At 74.4% G+C, this 17,583-nt stretch carries 15 protein-coding genes; 8 read left to right on the top strand and 7 right to left on the bottom strand.

All coding sequences use genetic code 11. From position 1 onward, the window contains the following. Positions 1-91 precede the first annotated feature (91 nt). Both ACGFQ9_RS02270 and ACGFQ9_RS02265 read left to right on the top strand, forming a co-directional pair. On the top strand, positions 92-475 hold the full coding sequence (locus ACGFQ9_RS02270; protein ID WP_393570262.1) for a hypothetical protein: 384 nt from the start codon (positions 92-94) through the stop codon (positions 473-475). A gap of 78 nt (positions 476-553) precedes the next feature. Then, positions 554-1,471, top strand: coding sequence for a class I SAM-dependent methyltransferase (locus ACGFQ9_RS02265; protein ID WP_393570260.1), 918 nt, complete (start codon positions 554-556; stop codon positions 1,469-1,471). 161 nt (positions 1,472-1,632) lie between these two features. Here the strand turns inward: ACGFQ9_RS02265 and ACGFQ9_RS02260 are convergent, their stop codons facing one another. Continuing rightward, on the bottom strand, positions 1,633-3,210 hold the full coding sequence (locus tag ACGFQ9_RS02260) for an IucA/IucC family protein (protein WP_393570258.1): 1,578 nt from the start codon (positions 3,208-3,210) through the stop codon (positions 1,633-1,635). 52 nt (positions 3,211-3,262) lie between these two features. Between ACGFQ9_RS02260 and ACGFQ9_RS02255 the strand changes: the two genes are divergently transcribed. Beyond that, entirely contained in the window at positions 3,263-4,843 is a 1,581-nt protein-coding gene (locus ACGFQ9_RS02255; protein ID WP_393570257.1) for an IucA/IucC family protein, read from the top strand. Here the strand turns inward: ACGFQ9_RS02255 and ACGFQ9_RS02250 are convergent. Then, on the bottom strand, positions 4,798-5,586 hold the full coding sequence (locus ACGFQ9_RS02250; protein ID WP_393570255.1) for a metallophosphoesterase: 789 nt from the start codon (positions 5,584-5,586) through the stop codon (positions 4,798-4,800). The two genes, ACGFQ9_RS02255 and ACGFQ9_RS02250, sit on opposite strands and share 46 nt — an antisense overlap. A 130-nt stretch (positions 5,587-5,716) precedes the next feature. Between ACGFQ9_RS02250 and ACGFQ9_RS02245 the strand changes: the two genes are divergently transcribed. Beyond that, positions 5,717-7,135, top strand: a complete 1,419-nt coding sequence (locus ACGFQ9_RS02245) for a PLP-dependent aminotransferase family protein (RefSeq protein WP_393570253.1) — start codon at positions 5,717-5,719, stop codon at positions 7,133-7,135. 142 nt (positions 7,136-7,277) lie between these two features. After that, positions 7,278-10,433, top strand: a complete 3,156-nt coding sequence (locus ACGFQ9_RS02240) for an alpha-N-acetylglucosaminidase TIM-barrel domain-containing protein (protein WP_393570252.1) — start codon at positions 7,278-7,280, stop codon at positions 10,431-10,433. A 15-nt stretch (positions 10,434-10,448) separates the two neighbouring features. On the opposite strand, the gene ACGFQ9_RS02235 is transcribed toward ACGFQ9_RS02240, so the two are convergent. Next, positions 10,449-10,799: a hypothetical protein gene (locus ACGFQ9_RS02235; protein ID WP_393570250.1), complete on the bottom strand. Its 351-nt coding sequence runs from the start codon at positions 10,797-10,799 to the stop codon at positions 10,449-10,451. A 112-nt stretch (positions 10,800-10,911) separates the two neighbouring features. Beyond that, a complete protein-coding gene (locus ACGFQ9_RS02230) occupies positions 10,912-11,343 on the bottom strand; it encodes a MarR family winged helix-turn-helix transcriptional regulator (protein WP_393570794.1) in 432 nt (143 codons plus the stop codon). A 198-nt stretch (positions 11,344-11,541) separates the two neighbouring features. Here ACGFQ9_RS02230 and ACGFQ9_RS02225 point away from each other — a divergent pair, with 198 nt between their 5' ends. The 3 genes from ACGFQ9_RS02225 (at position 11,542) to ACGFQ9_RS02215 (ending at position 14,688) form a co-directional block, all read left to right on the top strand. Continuing rightward, positions 11,542-12,333, top strand: coding sequence for a dioxygenase (locus tag ACGFQ9_RS02225; protein WP_393570249.1), 792 nt, complete (start codon positions 11,542-11,544; stop codon positions 12,331-12,333). Between the two features lie 50 nt (positions 12,334-12,383). Further along, entirely contained in the window at positions 12,384-12,914 is a 531-nt protein-coding gene (locus ACGFQ9_RS02220; protein WP_393570247.1) for a DoxX family protein, read from the top strand. Between the two features lie 118 nt (positions 12,915-13,032). Further along, entirely contained in the window at positions 13,033-14,688 is a 1,656-nt protein-coding gene (locus ACGFQ9_RS02215; RefSeq protein WP_393570246.1) for a GMC oxidoreductase, read from the top strand. Positions 14,689-14,751: 63 nt separating this feature from the next. Here ACGFQ9_RS02215 and ACGFQ9_RS02210 read toward each other — a convergent pair whose 3' ends face one another. From ACGFQ9_RS02210 to ACGFQ9_RS02200, 3 genes are all read right to left on the bottom strand, one after another. Beyond that, positions 14,752-15,231, bottom strand: a complete 480-nt coding sequence (locus ACGFQ9_RS02210; protein ID WP_393570792.1) for a carboxymuconolactone decarboxylase family protein — start codon at positions 15,229-15,231, stop codon at positions 14,752-14,754. 6 nt (positions 15,232-15,237) lie between these two features. Next, complete coding sequence (locus tag ACGFQ9_RS02205) at positions 15,238-16,314, bottom strand: dihydrodipicolinate reductase (RefSeq protein ID WP_393570244.1); 1,077 nt, start codon at positions 16,312-16,314, stop codon at positions 15,238-15,240. Positions 16,315-16,380: 66 nt separating this feature from the next. Beyond that, entirely contained in the window at positions 16,381-17,490 is a 1,110-nt protein-coding gene (locus ACGFQ9_RS02200; RefSeq protein WP_393570242.1) for a glutamate--cysteine ligase, read from the bottom strand. Positions 17,491-17,583 lie beyond the last annotated feature (93 nt).

Below are 17,583 nucleotides of genomic sequence, written 5' to 3'. Positions count from 1 at the left end.
CTCACACGATGACGCCTGCGCGAGCGCGTCGTTGAGCAGGGCATGGAGCTGTTGCCGAGCACTGCCGCGCCGGGGGTGGGGGAGCGGGCCGATGCCGTCGCGGAGGCCGCCTGCCACCTGTGACGCCGCCGGGCCGGGCCGGTGGAGCCGGGCCGCCGCCGAAGACGCAGTGGAGGCCATCGAGACGACCGCGAACGCACTGGTCACGGCCCGCCCCGGGGCCGAACTGATCCACGCCGCCCTGCGCTCGGCCGTCGCCGACCTGCGCCGGCACCTCGCCCTGCCGCCCGCGGACCCGCTCGACGCCCCGGGCCTCCCGCCCGCCCCCCGGACGCTCGGCAACCCCCGGCGGACCCGGCGTGGTGTCCAACCGATGGCGGAGGGGGCCATTCCGGCCCCCGCGGGGGAGAACGGAAGCTCCAAACTGATCAGTCACTTGTCCGAGGGGCATTGCGGATCCGCGTCCGGCGTCTAGGGTTCCCCATGCAGAAGATTCCCGCTCAGCGAACCTGTGTTGGGGAACCGAGCCGCGCATACGGAGGAAGACCGCTCCATGTCAGAAGCCCCCGCCGTTGTCCCCGCACCGCCCACGAAGCTCGATGATGTGAAGGGCTGGTTCTGGGCCGTCGACCAGCTGATGTTCGACTGGTTCCTCACGCGGCAGAACGAGGACGAGGGACAGCGGGGCGACCTGCTCGAACTCGGTGCCTACATGGGCAAGAGCGCCATCTTCCTGGGGAGCTACCTCCAGGAGGGCGAGCGGTTCACCGTGTGCGACCTCTTCGACTCGCCCGCGCCCGACGCGTCGAACGAGAAGGAGATGGAGGGCTCCTACTCCACCCTCACCCGCAAGGCCTTCGAGGCCAACTACCTCGCCTTCCACGACGAGCTGCCGACCGTGATCATGGCCACGACCTCGGTGGTCGCGGACCGGGTCCGTGCCGACAGCTGCCGCTTCGTGCACATCGACGCCTCGCACCTCTACGAGCACGTGCACGGGGACATCGCCGCGTCCCGCGTGGTGACCACCCCCGGAGCCGTCGTGGTCTTCGACGACTACCGCTCCGAGCACTGCCCCGGTGTCGCCGCCGCCGTCTGGGGCGCCGTCGACCGCGGTGACCTCAAGGCGATCTGCATCACCGGCACCAAGCTCTACGCCACCTGGGGCGACGCCGAGCCCGTCCGCAAGGAGCTGCTGGCCTGGCTGGAGACCCGCAAGGACCTGTGGCACGGAGTGGAGGAGGTCGCCGGCGCCCCGCTGATCCGCATCGGCGGCGAGCACGCCGTCGCCCCGGTCCTGCCGGAGTCCCGCTACCAGCCCGAGCCGGCCCCCGCGCCCAAGCCCGCCCCGGTCGCCGCCCGGCCGGCCCCGGCGCCGGTGCGCCGCCCGCAGTCCAAGGTGAAGAAGCTCGCCAAGGACCTGCTCCCGCCGATCGTCACCCGCGCGATCGTCGGCCAGCGCAAGCGCTGACCCCGGCACGCCGCACGACGCCTGCCGCCCGGCGGCCCGGCACGACCGGTGTCCCGGCCCCCACGAGGAGGCCGGGACACCGGCAGGTCCGGGCCGGCGGGCAGGCGGGTCTGGGCCGGCGGGCGGGTCCGGGCCGGCGGGCCGGGCGAGGTCCGGCGGGCTCAGGCCAGCGGGTTCGGCACCGTCGTCCACTGGTCGCCCGGAGTACCCGGGCTGAGCCGCATCAGCGTCAGCGCCTTCGTCGGCAGCGGCCGGGTCCGCAGGGCCAGACCGTCCTCGGTGTCCGGCAGGTCCGCCGCGGCGGCCGCCAGCGCCGCCCCGAAGGCCTCCGCCGACCCCGCCGCGCCGCCCAGCGCACCGGTCAGCAGCGCCCCGAACAGCTTCCGCCGCAGCGTCGTCACCTCATCCGTGACCAGCCGCCCGGACAGCGGCGGCACCGTCAGCCCGTGCCGCGCCAGCCGCGCCGGACTGATCCGTACGTCGGCCAGGTCGCGGTACACCAGCCGGACCGGCGCACCGGAGGGGGAGAGCACCACCAGGAGGTTCTGGCCGTGCGCCTCCAGCGCCACGCCCAGCTCCAGCACCTTCAGACAGGCGCCCACCGCCAGCCGCGCGAACTCCGCGGTCCAGCCGGGCGACCGGGTCAGTCCGGTCGCCGCCAGCGCCCCCACCGGCACCACCCGCTCGCCCGGCGCCGCGTACACCTCGGGCGCCTCGCGCAGCACCGCCGCCAGGTCCGGGGTGCGTGCGGTCGCCGCGGCCAGCGTGCGGGTGAACCGCAGCCGCCCGTCCAGGCGTTCCGCCAGTGCCTGGGCGAACTCCGAGACCGCCGCGGCCGTTTCCACCGAATACACCGAGATGTCCCGGACGGAGGAGGTCAGCCGGCTGCTCAGCGCGGTCTTGACGTGCGGGGCCGGCAGCCCCGCGCCTGTCCCCGGCCACCCCCCGGCGGCCGGCGCGAGGGTCCGCAGGGACATCAGCGGATGCGCCGCGATCCCGGCCCCCGCCTCCGGCGCGGACTTCAGCACGTGCTCGGCCTGCCACGGATGCACCGGCACCAGGACGCGCCCCGCGTCCCGCAGAGCGTCCGGCCAGTCGCCCGTCACCAGGCTCTCGTCCACCGGGACGGCCGCCAGGCCCAGCTCCACCACCGCGCCGTGCTCCGGCCCGTACGCCAGCTGCTCGGCCACCGAGAAACCGGGCCGGGAACGGCAGTTGGGATGGTACGGATGCCCGTCGACCACCTTCTGCTCCCATTCCCAGCCCGCCACGGCCCCGCCGGGCGCCCCGGACCGCCCGTCCCGGGCGGCGGCCGACGCCAGCGAGAGCGCCAGCGAAGCGGTGCTGTGGTCGAGCTCGGCGGCGAACCCCGCCCCCGCGGGCAGCCCCAGCGCCCGCACCAGCGCCGCCGCCCGCCGGAACTCCCGCCCGTCCAGGCGGACCGCCGTCACGTACGCCGCCGTCGCGTACGGATCCGGGCGCGGGCCCCGCAGCCGTGCGCCCCCGGCCAGCAGCAGCTCCGTGCCCTCCGCGCCGTCCTCCCGCCGCACCACCCACGGCAGCGGATCGATCACCAGCCCCCGCCACAGCCGGGTCAGAACCGCCGCCCGCGCCGCCGGGAGGGCCGCCTCGTACCCCGGCAGCAGGGCCGGCCGTACGGTGGCCAGCTCGCCGGCGATCGCGTCCTCGGCCGGCGATGCGGCGCCGCCCCGGTCGCGCCCGTCGTACCGGTGGTCCATGTCAAGTACCCGCTTCCGCTTCGATGGTTCTCACCACGGATACTAGGAATCCGTGAAGCACATCTCTGACGCCGCCGACGCGTACGCCTCCGCACCGCTCCTGAACTGTCTGCTCCAGGAGGTGGCCGACCATGTCGGCGGCGGCGCGTACCGGCTGCGCGCCACCGGCCGGCTCCTCCGCACCTCCGGCGGCCGCCGTCCGGTCCGGCCCGAACTGCGCACCGCCCGCGGCTGGCGGCCGGTCGGCCACGCCGAACTCATCAAGATCACTGCCGAGGAGCTGTACCGGCTCACGGGCGTGCCGAACGGCGAGCTCCCGGTGGAGATGGCGGACAGCCGCCACGCGGTGGCCGCGCTGCTCGCCGCCCGCGCCGGGGCGGCCGCACCCGAGGACCCTTACCTGCGGTCGGAGCAGGCCCTGGTGATGGGACACCCCTGCCATCCGGCGCCCAAGACCCGCGGGGGCGGCCCGGCCTCCCGCTGGCTGCCGTACGCACCGGAGGCGCACGCGAGCTTCCCGCTGGAGTTCCTCGCCGTGCGCGAGGACCAGGCGGCCGAGGAGGGCGGCCGGCCGGCCGCCGACGCGGTCGACGGCCTGTCCGACCTGCTGAACGGGCCCGCCGCGCCGCGCGGCTACCGGCTGCTGCCCGCCCACCCCTGGCAGTTCGCCCTGGTCTCCGGGGCCCCCGAGATCCGGGAGGCCCTCGCCGACGGGCGGCTGATCCGCCTCGGCCGCTCCGGCGGGCACGTCCACCCCACCGCCTCGGTGCGGACCGTCCACGTCCCGGGCCGGGGCGGGGCCGCCGACCTGTTCGTCAAGTTCAGCCTGGACGTGCGGATCACCAACGACGTGCGCCGTCTGTGGCGGCACGACCTGCTGGCGCTGCGCGAGACGGACGCCGCCGTCACCGCGGCCTTCGCCGGACTGCGGACGGCCCCGGGGCAGGAGGCGGGCCGGGAAGCCGGGCGGGACGGGGCGCCGGCGGCCTGGCTGAGCGACCGCGGCTACCGCACCGCGGCCTTCGCCTTCGAGGAACTGGCCGTCCTGGTCCGCGACGGCCTGCGGCAGCACCTGCTGCCCGGCACCACCCCGCTGCTGGCCGCCTCGCTCGCCGAGGGCTTCTCCGGCGGCCCGCTCGACGGTCTGCCCGACCCCGTCGCCTGGTGGGTGGCCTACCTGCGCCGGGTGCTGCCGCCGGTGCTCGACGTGTACGCGCGGGACGGCGTGGTCGTGGAGGCGCACCTGCAGAACACCCTGATCGCCCTCGACCCGGCCGGTCTCCCGGCACAGGCCCTGTTCCGGGACGCGGAGGGGGTCAAGCGGCTGCCCGCCGTGACCCGGGAAGCGGGCTGGCAACGGCTGGTCTACTGCCTCTTCGTCAACCACCTCACGGAGATCGCGGCCGCCCTCGCCGCCCGGCACCCGCGCGCGGCCGGCTCCCTCTGGCCCGCCGTACGCCGTGAACTCCTGCGGTACCGGGCCGGGAACCCGCTGCCCGAGATAGACGCCCTGCTGGCCGCGCCCACCCTGCCGGGCAAGACCAACCTGCTGCTCCGGTGGACCGGCGCGGACGGCGCGGACGCCCGCTACCTTCCGCTGCCCAACCCGCTGCTCGCGTCCACGATGCGGTAGTGCGTGGTCAGCCGCCCGTCGCCGTCGAGCACGTGGAAGGCGACGGCGGGCGGCAGCCCGAGGTGCACGTGCGGCGACGGGACGGCCGGGTGCTCCCAGGGCAGCCGCAGCGCGGAGACCACGCCGGGAGCCACCAGCAGCGGACGCCCGGCGAACACGGTCGCCGTCGCCGTGTGGGTGTGCCCGCAGAGGAAGCCGGCGACGTCCGGGTACCGCCGGGTGAGGGCGGCGAGCCGCTCCTCGCCGAACTGGCGCCACTGGTCCACGTACGGGGTGTGCAGCGGCACGGGCTGGTGGTGGAAGCCGACGAGGACGGGGGTTCCGGCAGGGGTGCCGGCCAGCACCTCCTCCAGCCAGGCCAGGGTCTCGTCCTCCAGGAAGCCCTCGTCCTTCCCCGGCACCGAGGAGTCGCACAGCGCGATGACGCAACCGGAGGTGCGGAACACCTGGTTGATGGGACCCGCCGAGCCGGGCAGGCCGAGCAGGCCCTGCCGGAAGGCCGCGCGGTCGTCGTGGTTGCCGGGGCAGACCAGCACCGGGTGACGGGAGCCGAGCAGCAGTTCCCGCGCGAGCCCGTACTCCTCGGGCCGGGCGTGGTCGGCGATGTCCCCGGTCACGACCACCGCGTCGAGGTCCACGGGCAGGTCCTCCAGGTAGTCCATGACCGCCCGGGTGCGGGCGGCGCTGCGGTCTCCGTCCGCGGTGTCGATGTGGATGTCGCTGAGGTGCGCGATGAGGGTCACGGAGCGGAAGTCCTTCCGGAGGCGGTGCGTTGCGGTGTGCGTCGGTGTACTTCGGTGTGCGCCGATGTGCGCCGATGTGCGGACGGGCCGACCGTATGACGCCACCGGACCGGTCGTAAGATCCGGTTGCATGTCGGAAAACCGGTCCGGTTCGGCGCCCCAGGGGGCCGGCCTCGACCTGCACCTGGACCCCGGTGCCGCGGGCGGACGCCGGCTCGCCCTCGAATCCGCGCTCCGCGAGGCGGTGCGGTCCGGACGGCTGGCCCCCGCCACCCTGCTGCCGTCCACCCGGTCCCTCGCCGCCGGACTGGGCCTGTCCCGGGGCACGGTCACCGCCGCCTACGACCAGCTCGCCGAGGAGGGATACCTGACGGTGCGTCCGGGCTCCGGCACCCGTGTCGCGGACGTCCCGGCCGCCGCCCGTACCCCCGCCGCCCCGGTCCCCGTCCCCGACCCGCCCCGGCACGACCTCCGCCCCGGCCTCCCCGACACGAGCGCCTTCCCGGCCCGCGCCTGGCTGGCCGCCACCCGCAGGATCCTGGCCTCCGCCGGCCCCGGGGTCTTCGGCCCCGGCGACCCCCGGGGCCGGATCGAACTCCGCACCGCCCTCGCCGGGTACCTGGGCCGGACCCGGGGAGTGCTGACCACGCCCGACCGGGTGGTGGTCACCTCGGGCTTCCACCAGTCGGTCCGTCTGCTCGCCGGCGTACTGCGGGAGCGCGGCGCCACCGCCGTGGCGGTGGAGGACCCCGGTCACGACCACTACCGCGGGGCCCTCCGCAGGGCCGGCCTCGCGACGCCCGCGCTCCCCGTGGACGGCGGCGGTGCCCGCGTGGACGCGCTGCCGCCGCAGGCCGCGGCCGTGATGCTGACGCCCTCCCACCACTATCCGACCGGAGTGCCGCTGGCCCCCGACCGCCGCCCCCTGCTGGGCGGGTGGGCGCGCACCACCGGCGGGCTGATCCTGGAGGACGACTACGACGGCGAGTTCCGCTACGACCGCCGGCCGGTCGGCGCGCTCCAGGGCTTCACTCCCGGCCACACCGTGTACTGCGGCACGGCGTCCAAGACGCTCGGCCCCGGCCTGCGGCTGGCCTGGATGGTGCTGCCGCCCGACCTGGTGGCCCCGGTCGTGGCGGCCAAGGCGGAGGCCGACCTGTACACCGGCGCCCTGGAGCAGCTCGTCCTCGCCGACCTCATCCGCACCCACGCCTACGACCGCCACGTCCGGGCCGCCCGCACCGCGTACGGCCGCCGCCGCGAGCAGTTGCTGGCCCGCCTGTCGGCCTTCCCCGCGCTGACCCCGCACGGGGTCCCGGCCGGCCTGCACACCCTCGTCACCCTCCCGGACGGCGGGCCCGGCGAGACGGCGCTGCTGGACGCGTGCACCCGCCGCGGGATCGCGCTGCGCGGACTGCGGGAACTCCACCACCGGCCGGACGCCGGCCCGGAGGGACTCCTGGTGGGGTTCGCCGCCGCCTCGCGGCACGGCTACCCGCGGGCGCTGGACGCCCTGTGCTCCGTGCTGGCCGGTCACCACCGGGACTGAACGGTCCGGCGGGCGGACCGGTGCCCGTGTCCCGCCCGTGCCGCCCGGGATCTCCCGATCCGTACCGGTAACCTGCGCTCCGCAAGAGCCCGTTGTCACTTCGGCGTCCCCGCGCGACGCACCAGCACCACGGAGGACACAGATGGACGTGCTGTCGAGGCGTGCCCTGCTCGGCGGGGCGGGGGCGGTGGGCCTCTCCGCGGGGCTGCCCGCACTCGCGCCCGCCGCGACCGCCCTCCCCGCGACCGCCCTCCCCGCCCCGGCCGCGGAACCCGCCGCGCCCCGCCCGGCCACCCCGCCGGCGGCCACACCGGCCGCCGCGTACGAGGCCCTGTACCGCCTGCTGCCGCGCCACGCCGCCCAGTTCGTCCTGCGGCTCGAATCCGCCGCGGCGGCCGGCCGCGACCGGTTCGAGGTCACCGGCACCGACGGCCGGATCGAGGTCACCGGCACCGGCCCGGCCGTCCTCCTGACCGGAGTTCACTGGTACCTCAAGTACGTCTGCCGCACCCACCTGTCCCCGTCGGGCGGCCGCCCGGACCTGCCCGCCGTACTGCCCGCACCGGGCAGGCCGCTGGAGCGGTCCGCGACCGTCCCGAACCGCTTCGCCCTCAACGACACCCACGACGGCTACACCGGCCCCTACGCCGACTGGGCGCACTGGGAGCGGCTGATCGACGACCTGGCCCTGCACGGCTGCAACCAGGTCCTCGTCACCGTCGGACAGGAGGCCGTCCACCACCGCCTCCTGCTGGACTGCGGGTACACCGACGCCGAGGCCCGGGCCTGGCTGCCCGCCCCTTCCCACCAGCCCTGGTGGCTGCTGCAGAACCTCAGCGGCTACGGAGGCCCGCTCTCGGCCGGAATCATCGCCCGCCGCGCCGAACTCGGCCGCCGGATCACCGACCGGCTCCGCGCGTACGGCATGCGGCCCGTACTGCCCGGCTGGTTCGGCGCCGTTCCCGACGGGTTCACCGACCGCCACCCCACCGCCCGCGTGGTCCCGCAGGGCACCTGGTGCGGGATGCGCCGCCCCGACTGGCTCGATCCGCGCACCCCGCCGTTCGCCGAGGCCGCCGCAGCCTTCTACCGGCACCAGCGGGAACTCCTCGGTGACGCCGACCACTTCAAGATGGACCTGCTGCACGAGGGCGGTACCCCCGGCGACGTCCCGGTCGCCGACGCCGCCCGCGCCGTGGAACGCGCCCTGCAGACCGCCCACCCCGGCGCGACCTGGGTGCTCCTCGGCTGGCAGCACAACCCGCTGCCCGCCCTCCTCGACGCCGTCGACAGGAGCCGCCTGCTCATCGTGGACGGACTGTCCGACCTCGACACCGTCACCGACCGGGAACGGGACTGGGCCGGCACCCCCTACGCCTTCGGGACGATCCCCAACTTCGGCGGCCGCACCACCATCGGCGCCAACACCGACCGCTGGACGGCCAAGTTCCCCGCCTGGCGCGACAAGCCGGACAGCGCCTGCACCGGCACCGCCTACATGCCCGAGGCCACCGGCCGCGACGCCGCGGCCTTCGAGCTGTTCGGCGAGCTGGCCTGGCGGGAGGAAACCATCGACCGGGCCGCCTGGTTCGCGCGGTACGCCGATTTCCGCTACGGCGCCCCGGACCCGGCCGCCCGTACCGCGTTCGCCGGACTCGCGGCCACCGCCTACCGGCTGACCAGCAGGGACGGCCGCCCCCACGACTCCCTCTTCACCCGCCGGCCCCGGCTGCACTCCTCCTCCGCCACCGCCTTCGACCAGGCGGGCTTCGACCGGGCCTTCGCCGCCCTCCTCGACGTGGCACCCGCCCTGCGGGCCTCCGACGCCTACCGCCACGACCTGACCGACCTGGCCCGGCAGGCCCTGGCCAACCGCTCCCGCACCCTCCACCAGGTGCTCCGCACCGCGTGGCTGAGCGGCGACGCCGCCACCTTCCGGCCGGTGGCCGCCCTCTGGCTGAAACTGATGCGGATGGCCGACACCATGGCCGGCTGTCACCGGGACTTCCTGCTCGGCCCCTGGCTGGAGGCCGCCAAACGGTTCGCCACCGACCCCGCGGAGGCCGCGGGACTCGAACGCACCGCCCGCGCCCTGATCACCACCTGGGCCGACCGGCCGGCCGCCACCACCCTCAACAACTACGCGGGCCGCGACTGGCACGGTCTGATCGCAGGGCTGCACCTGCCGCAATGGGAGGAGTACCTGCGGGAGCACGCCGAGGCGCTGGAGGGCGACCGGGCCCCCGCGGCCTTCGACTTCTACCCGAGGGAGGAGGCGTGGACCGAGGACCGGGGACGCCATCCGGTCCGCCCCACCGGCGACCCCCACCGCACCGCCCGCACCGTGCACGACACCCTCGCCGACGCCCCCTACCAGGGCTTCACCACCCTCACCCTGGAGCCGCGCACCCTCCCGCCGGGCGGCACGGCCACCCTCACCGCCGCCTTCCGCAACCACAACGGGCTGCGCGCCACCGGACCGGTCGACCTGGCCCTGGACGGACCCGAGGGCATCGCCGCGGTCACCCCGCTCGGCCGCCCCCCGGCCGGCGAGGTCGCCCCGGGCGGCACCGTCCGGGCCTCCTGGCGGGTCAGCGCGCCGCTCGGACCGCCCGCGCAACCCCTGCAGCCGCTCCCGTACGCCCTCCGGGTGACGGTCCGCCACGGGCCGGAGGGCCGCGACCCGGTCACCGTCACCCAGCGCGGCAGCCTGCTGATGGCGGCCCCGCTGGACCCCGGCTGGCGGACCCGTACGAGCAACTCGGCCGTGTTCGGCCAGACCGGCGACCGCTTCGCCATCAGCGGCGCGGGGGACGACCTGTGGCGGCACCTGGAGCAGTTCGGCACCGCCTACCGGCCGGCCGCCCTCACCGCCGGCGTCAGCATCCGGCTGCGCGTGGACGCCCAGGACCCCACGGCCGGCTGGGCCCGCGCGGGCATCGTCGTACGCAACCGCCTGGACCGGCCGGGCTCGGCCGGCTTCGTCAACCTGGCCACCACTCCGGCGCAGGGTGTCGTGCTCTCCTGGGACAGCACCGGCGACGGCACGCTGGACGCGCTGCGCCGGATCACCGGCCTCGCGGCCCCCGCGCTGCTGCGCCTGACCAGGCGCTCACGGACGGAGTTCACGGCCGAGTGCTCGGCCGACGGGGGGAGCACCTGGCAGACCGTCGCCGGGGTGAGCGTCCCGGGCGCGGCGGCGGCCCAGGACGCGGGACTGTTCATGACCGCGGCCGGCGCCGGAACCGGCGCCCGCGGCACCGCCCGGTTCAGCGGCTGGGCCCTGGGGCCGGCCTGATCGACAAGACACCCCCTAGCTGCCGACCACGCTGAAGCTCCGCCAGGGCAGGCTGTCGGGCGCCGTGACGTTGGACAGGGAGGTCGCGACGTAGATCCCGGGCGCCTCCTCCGACTTCTGACACCCCGGTGTCCGGTACAGGACGATGTCGACGAGCGTGTTGTTCTCCACGTGCGCGGCACCGTGCGGCAGGGCGATCCGGTGGCAGCCCTGCACCGGGGTGTTCGAGTAGGTCAGTTCGACCGGCGAATCGTGCGCGCGGAAGCTGAGTGTGCCCACGGTGGTCTTGCCGGCCGAGCAGGCGGTGGCGGTGAGCAGCATCAGCGCCGCTCCGGTGATGACCGCGAAACGCCGTTGGTGGGACATGGCTCGGTCCTCGTCTGTGCGGTGGTGGCCGTTGACCGCAGCCTGCCCCGGCGGACGCGGCCCGGCATCCCCGGCGCGGCCGGGCGGATGACGGCCGCGGGGGCGGGGGGCGTCAGCCGCCGTCCTCGCGCAGCCGGCGGGTCACCTCGCCCAGGCCCTCGGCGACCGCCGTGAGCTGCTCCGGGGTGAGCACGTCGATCAGCAGCTCCCGGACCGTCCCCACGTGGCCGGGCGCCGCTTCGACCAGCCGCTGCCGGCCGACCTCGGTGAGCACCGCGAAAACCCCGCGCACATCGCTCGGACAGCTCCGGCGGCGCACCAGTCCGGCCTTCTCCAGCTGGGTCACCTGGTACGTCAGCCCGCTCTTGGTATTGATCAGGGCGTCCGCGAGCTCGGTCATCCGCAGCTCGCCGTCCGGTGCGGCGGACAGCCGCACCAGGATCTCGTACTGGGCGTGCGAGAGCCCGGAGTCGGACCTGAGCTGCTGGTCCAGCCGACGGCCCAGCAGCGCGGAGGCGGCCAGGAACGCCTTCCAGGCGCGCATCTCCTCGTCACCGAGCCACCGGGGCTCCGCGTCCGTACCCGTGCCCGTCCCCGCTCCCGTGTCCGTCCCCGCCCCCGTGGCCGTCTCCGCGTTCGTCATGGGTCCAGGGTACGGGAGGTTGTTCAAATTCGAACCTGGCGTTAGGGTGAAGTTGGTCGTTTGAATTTGAACAACACCTCGGCAGGAGGGAGCGCCGCCATGACCACACCCGCACCCGGCCGCATGCCGGCCCTGTATCTCAGTCACGGCGCGCCCCCGCTCGCCGACGACCCGGTCTGGCCGGGCCAGCTGGCCGCGTGGTCCGCCGGCCTGCCCCGGCCCCGGGCCGTGCTGATCGTCTCCGCCCACTGGGAGGAGGCACCGCTGGCCCTGGGCGCCACCGAGCGGGTGCCGCTGGTCCACGACTTCTGGGGCTTCCCGGAGCACTACTACCGGGTCCGGTACGACGCCCCGGGCGCCCCCGGGCTCGCCGAGGACGTGCGCAAACTCCTGCGCGCCCCCGGCACCCCCGTCCAGGACGTCCCGGACCGCGGCCTCGACCACGGCGCGTACGTCCCGCTCGTCGAGATGTTCCCCGGGGCCGACATCCCGGTCCTGCAGATCTCCATGCCCACCCTGGACCCGCGCCGGCTGATGGACATCGGCCGCAGGCTCGCCCCGCTGCGCGACGAGGGCGTCCTGATCGTCGGCAGCGGGTTCTTCACCCACAACCTCGCGGCCCTGCGCCACCAGGGCCCCGGCGTGCCCGGCTGGTCCGCCGAGTTCGACGACTGGGGCCGCGAGGCGCTGGCCGCGGGCGACGTCGACGCCCTGCTCGACTTCGAGCACGCGTCCCCGTCCGGCCGACTCGCACATCCGCGTACCGAGCATTTCGCCCCGCTTTTCGTCACGCTGGGCGCGGCTGACGCCGCAGGCGACCTCGGGAGCCCGCGCACCCCGGTGGACGGATTCTGGATGGGCCTGGCCAAGCGCTCGCTCCAGTTCGGCTGACCGCCGGGCCGTTCCCCTCCCTCCCCTCCCCTCCCACCAGAAAGAACGCGATGATCACCAGTGACCTCGCCCGTGTCCCCCGTAGCGTGAACGACAGCACCCCGTACGACGTGGGCCTGCTGCTCATCCGCCTCGCGGTCGGGCTGATCATGTTCGTCCACGGGGCGCAGAAGCTGTTCGGGTGGTTCGACGGCGGCGGCATCGAGGGCACCGGCGGGTTCTTCGCCAAGGCCGGCTACCCGGCGGGCGAGACCATGGCGGTGATCGCCGGCCTGACCGAGACGCTGGGCGGCCTCGGGCTGATCCTCGGGCTGCTCACCCCGCTGGCCGCCGCCGGGATCTTCGGCGTGATGATCAACGCGATGGACGTCAAGTGGAGCGGCGCGGTCTTCGGTGAGCAGGGCATCGAGTACGAGGCGCTGCTCGCCGTCTGCGCCGCCGCCCTCGCCCTGGCCGGCCCCGGCCGCTTCTCGGTGGACCGGAACCTCCCCGTGCTGCGCGAGCACCGCCTGGTGTACGGGGCCGCGGCCCTGGCCGTGGCCACCGTCCTGGCCGTCGTGGTCGTGCTCGTCCGGGACTGACCCGCTCCGGTCGCGAAGGGGGATGGTACAGACAAAAGTTACCTATCGGTATCTATCGACTTACCTCACCGGCGGCAGTAGAACTCGTTCCTCTTCCGCCAGAAGTGAGGAAGCTCACATGGGCAACAACACCCCCTGCAACAAGGGATCGGGCGGGATGTCCCGCCGCGGATTCCTCGCCGGAACAAGTTCTCTTCTCGGAGCCGTGGCCCTCGCCGGCCACGGCTCCGCCGCGTACGCCCGCACGACGGCCGTCCCCACCGTCGTGCAGGCCCTCGACCATGGCGCCCGCCTCCCCGTGCTGATCGTCGGCACCGGCTACGGCGGCTCCGTGGCCGCACTCCGGCTCGCTCAGGCGGGCGTCGACGTGCACATGGCCGAGATGGGCATGGCCTGGGACACCCCGGGCCCGGACGGCAAGATCTTCGCCAACACCACCAAGCCGGACCACCGGTCCTTCTGGCTCCGCACCAGGACCAAGCAGCCGCTCAGCAACTTCCTCGGCTTCCCGCTCGACAAGGACGTCCCGCGCTACACCGGGATCCTGGACGCCGAGGAGTTCAGCGGCATCACCGTCTACCAGGGCCGCGGAGTCGGCGGAGGCTCCCTCGTCAACGGCGGCATGGCCGTCACCCCGAAACGGGAAAGGTTCGGCTCCGTACTGCCCACCGTCGACCCCGGCGAGATGTACGAGGTCTACTACCCGCGGGCCAACGCCGGGCTGGGCGTCACCCACGTCGACCCCGCCTGGTGGGAGTCCGCCGCCTGCTACCAGTACGCCCGGGTGGGCCGCAAGCACGCCCAGCGGTCCGGTTTCCCCTTCGTGTTCGTCCCCAACGTCTACGACTGGGACTACATGAAGCAGGAAGCCGCCGGAACCGTGCCCAGGTCGGCACTGGACGGCGAGGTCATCTACGGCAACAACGCCGGCAAGAAGCACATGCAGAAGACCTATCTGGCCCAGGCCAGGGCCACCGGCCGGGTCACGATCTCGCCCCTGCACCGGGTCACCTCGGTCGCCCCGGCCGCGACCGGCGGCGGCTACACGGTCGTCCTCGAACAGCTCGACACCACCGGGGCGGTGACCGCCGTCAAGACGGTCACCGCCGACCGGGTCTTCTTCGCCGCCGGCAGCGTCGGCACCAGCAAGCTGCTGGTCCGTCTGAAGGCCACCGGCTCCCTTCCGGACCTCAGCGACGAGATCGGCAAGGGCTGGGGCGACAACGGCAACGTCATGTGCGGCCGGGCCAACCACATGTGGGACCCCACCGGCAAGCTCCAGTCCGCCATGCCCACCGCCGGCATCGACAACTGGGACGCGGGCGGTGCCTTCGCCGAGGTGGCCCCGCTGCCCACCGGCATCGAGACCTACGCCTCCTTCTACCTGTCCATCACCAACAACCCGCACCGCGCCGAATTCACCTGGAACGCGGCCACCGGCAAGGTCGACCTCAGCTGGCAGGCCGCCTGGAAGCAGCCCTCCATCACCATGGCCAAGACGATCTTCGACAAGATCAACGCCAAGGAGGGGACGATCTACCGCACCGACCTCTTCGGCACCAACAAGATCTGGGGCGACCACCTGACCTACCACCCGCTCGGCGGCGCCGTCCTGGACCGGGCCACCGACAACCACGGCCGCCTGCACGGCTACCCCGGCCTGTACGTCATCGACGGCGCGCTGATCCCGGGCAACGCCACCGTCAACCCGTTCGTCACCATCACGGCGCTCGCCGAACGCAACATCGAGCACATCATCGCCACCGACCTGTAAGCGACCGCGTGACGGCGTGAGGAGGGGTCCGGCCGCCCGCACCGGCCTGACCCCTCGCACGCCTCACCCCGAAGGCAGTACGCACACGCTGTCGAGGCCCAGCACACGGTTCAGCCGGCCGAAGGCCAGCCACGAACCGATGCTCATGCTCAGCTCCACGATCTCGGCCTGCCCGTACGCCGCGGTCATCCGCGCCCAGAAGTCCTCGTCCAGACCGTGGTGGTCCAGGGCGTACCGTTCCGCGTACTCCGCGGCCAGCCGCGTCCGCTCGTCGAACCGGTCGGTGGTGCGCCACCGCTCCACCGCGTCCGCGAACTCCTCCTCGACCTTCTCCCCGTCCCGCTCCGTTCTCCAGTCCAGGCAGAACCCGCACCCGTTGATCTGCGCGATCCGCAGCCGCGCCGCCTCGAACTCGCGCAGCCCCAGGGTGGTGTGGGCGTACACCGACAGCGAGAAGTTCGACGCCGCCGCACCGATCTCCGGGACCATGTCGCCCCACACGTACTCGATCGGGTGCTTCCCCTCGGGAATGTCGATGCGCATCATCCGTCATCCGCTCCTTCCGAGCTTTCCCACTGCGGGCCGCAACGGCACGTCCAGCGCGTCGTACAGCCCCGGCTCCGCCTCCACCAGCCAGTCGATGGCACCCACCAGCCGTCCCACCGCCGTGGCGTTCCCGCCCGCCGAGCGGTTCTCGCCCTCGTCGGTGGCCTCCACCGTCACCTCGATCCGCGGCCGGCCCTCGATGACCACCCGGTGCGCCCCGGCCCCGTCCGGCGGCACCGGCCAGTCCGGCGCGCACGACGGATGGATGCGCGTCACGTGCTCGATGACGATGCGCGGTTCGCCTCCGACGATGCCCTGCACCTCGAACCGCACCGCGCCCTGGGTGCCCGCCGCGAACTGGCCCATGGTCCGGGTCGTCACCGCCGACTCCAGCGCCCGCCGTTCCATGGTCTCCCGGATCCCGTCGAGTTCGACGCCGAGCGCCCGGGCCATCAGCCGGATCTGCCCGCCCCACACCATGGTCGGCACCGATTCGAGGAGCATCGGAGCGACGTAGTCCATCGGCTGCCCCATCCCGACCAGGTACCGGACCGAGTCCTCCTGCTCGTACGTGGAGTAGTCGAAGATCTCCTGGCAGCGGATCGCGTCCACCACGCTGCCCAGCCCGCTGACCAGGAGCGGCAGTACGTCGTTCCCCCAGCCGGGGTCGACCCCGGAGACGAACAGTGAACCCCCGCCCTCCGCCACCGCGGCCAGTACCGGATCCCGGAACTCCGGCGGGGCGTTGCGCTGGTCGTACAGCGGGTACAGCGCGGGCGTCACCACCACCGCCCCGGAGCGCACCGCCCGGGCGACGTCGGCCAGCGCCTCGTCCGGCCGCATGTCCCCGGACCCCGCGTACACCACGGCCCGCGGCCCTGCCGCCAGCACGGCGGCGACGTCGTCGGTCGCCGGCACCCCCAGATCCCGGTCCAGCCCGCCCAGAACGCCCGCGTCGCGGCCGACCTTGGCGGGATTGGCGACGAGTACGGCGGAGAGCTCCAGCCCCGGGTGGGCCGCGACGGCGCGGATGGCCGCCCGTCCGACATTGCCGGTACCCCAGACAACCGTGGAAATCATGCGGCGGAGAGTAGCGCGCGGCCCGTGCGGTTCCCAGACCCGTGCACCAAGCTTTCTGACGGCATATCAGATCCGGGAGGGGTGGCGGTCAGACGTCTCCACGGTGATCAGGTCCAGGACGGCGCGGCTCCCGCCGCTGCCGAAGGCCCGCCGCTGCCGCGCCGCCGCCGTGCCCTCCCGCAGCAGCCGCTCCGCCAGCGCGCACACCTCCCGCCGGTCCCCGGACTCCACCAGCAGCGGGGAGACGTGGGAGACCAGCCCGCGCACCGCCGCCTCGGCGCTCACCAGCGTCCCGCACGGGGTCAGCAGCCCGCCGCCCAGCCCGTGCCGGGCCGCGTGCCAGTTCGCCGCCTGCAGCATCTCCGGCGGGCAGTCCGGGACCGGCAGTCCCGCCTCCGACTCCCGCAGCGCCGTACCGACCAGCGCCCGGACCAGCCCCGCGAACAGCGCGGCGTCCGAGGCCCGCAGCTGCACGTCCATGCACCGCACCTCGACCGTCGGATAGCGCTCCGACAGCCGCGCCTGCCAGTAGATCTGCCCCCGGTCCAGCACCACCTCGCCCGCCAGCAGCGCCCGCACCCGCGCCTCGTGGTCCGCCAGGTCCGCGAACCGGGGCGGCGGCCCGCTCACCGGCCACCGGCCGAACACCACCGTGCGCCAGCTCGCGAAACCCGTGTCCGAGCCGTCCCAGAGGGGCGAGTTGGCGGCCATCGCCACCAGTGTCGGCAGCCACACCCGCACCCGGTTCAGCACCGACACCCCGCACGCCCGGTCCGGCACCGCCACGTGCACGTGCATGCCGTTGATCAGCTGCTCCGCCACCAGCTGCGGGGCCTGGGCCCGCAGCCCCCGGTAGCGGCGTGTGTCCGTCACGGGGACCGGGTCCGCCGCCTTCAGCGGCGGGGTCCCACTGGCCACGAGCCGGCACGCGAAGTCCGCCGCCGCGCCGGCCACCGCCCCGCGCAGCCGCCGCAGGTGCCGCGCCACCTCGGCCGGCGAGCCGCACACCGGGGTGGCGATCTCCACCTGCGCCTGCAGGAGCTCGGGCTGCACCTCACCCTCGTCCGGCGCGGAGCGCAGGCCCGCCGCCGCACGCACCCGGTCCGCCAGCGGGACCGGCAGGCCCGTCGCGGCGTCCAGCAGGAGGAACTCCTCCTCGACCCCAACCGTCACCATGTCCAGCCCCTACCCGCCCGGCGGCCGGATGAGCCCGGGACGCGTGGACGGGATCCGTTCACCCGAACACGCTCACCGGAACAGGCTCATCCG

Origin of the sequence: Streptomyces sp. NPDC048603, assembly GCF_043199475.1 — a bacterium.
GTDB lineage: Bacteria > Actinomycetota > Actinomycetes > Streptomycetales > Streptomycetaceae > Streptomyces.
Note: the sequence above shows the minus strand (reverse complement) of the source record. Positions and strands in the feature narration are given on the sequence as shown.

Excerpts from the sequence above, each read along its gene's own strand:
- ACGFQ9_RS02270 (WP_393570262.1), top strand. The coding sequence starts at position 92 with ATGCCGTCGCGGAGGCCGCCTGCCACCTGTGACGCCGCCGGGCCGGGC.
- ACGFQ9_RS02265 (WP_393570260.1), top strand. The coding sequence starts at position 554 with ATGTCAGAAGCCCCCGCCGTTGTCCCCGCACCGCCCACGAAGCTCGAT.
- ACGFQ9_RS02260 (WP_393570258.1), bottom strand. The coding sequence starts at position 3,210 with ATGGACCACCGGTACGACGGGCGCGACCGGGGCGGCGCCGCATCGCCG.
- ACGFQ9_RS02245 (WP_393570253.1), top strand. The coding sequence starts at position 5,717 with ATGTCGGAAAACCGGTCCGGTTCGGCGCCCCAGGGGGCCGGCCTCGAC.
- ACGFQ9_RS02240 (WP_393570252.1), top strand. The coding sequence starts at position 7,278 with ATGGACGTGCTGTCGAGGCGTGCCCTGCTCGGCGGGGCGGGGGCGGTG.
- ACGFQ9_RS02235 (WP_393570250.1), bottom strand. The coding sequence starts at position 10,799 with ATGTCCCACCAACGGCGTTTCGCGGTCATCACCGGAGCGGCGCTGATG.
- ACGFQ9_RS02230 (WP_393570794.1), bottom strand. The coding sequence starts at position 11,343 with ATGCGCGCCTGGAAGGCGTTCCTGGCCGCCTCCGCGCTGCTGGGCCGT.
- ACGFQ9_RS02225 (WP_393570249.1), top strand. The coding sequence starts at position 11,542 with ATGACCACACCCGCACCCGGCCGCATGCCGGCCCTGTATCTCAGTCAC.
- ACGFQ9_RS02220 (WP_393570247.1), top strand. The coding sequence starts at position 12,384 with ATGATCACCAGTGACCTCGCCCGTGTCCCCCGTAGCGTGAACGACAGC.
- ACGFQ9_RS02215 (WP_393570246.1), top strand. The coding sequence starts at position 13,033 with ATGGGCAACAACACCCCCTGCAACAAGGGATCGGGCGGGATGTCCCGC.
- ACGFQ9_RS02210 (WP_393570792.1), bottom strand. The coding sequence starts at position 15,231 with ATGCGCATCGACATTCCCGAGGGGAAGCACCCGATCGAGTACGTGTGG.
- ACGFQ9_RS02205 (WP_393570244.1), bottom strand. The coding sequence starts at position 16,314 with ATGATTTCCACGGTTGTCTGGGGTACCGGCAATGTCGGACGGGCGGCC.
- ACGFQ9_RS02200 (WP_393570242.1), bottom strand. The coding sequence starts at position 17,490 with ATGGTGACGGTTGGGGTCGAGGAGGAGTTCCTCCTGCTGGACGCCGCG.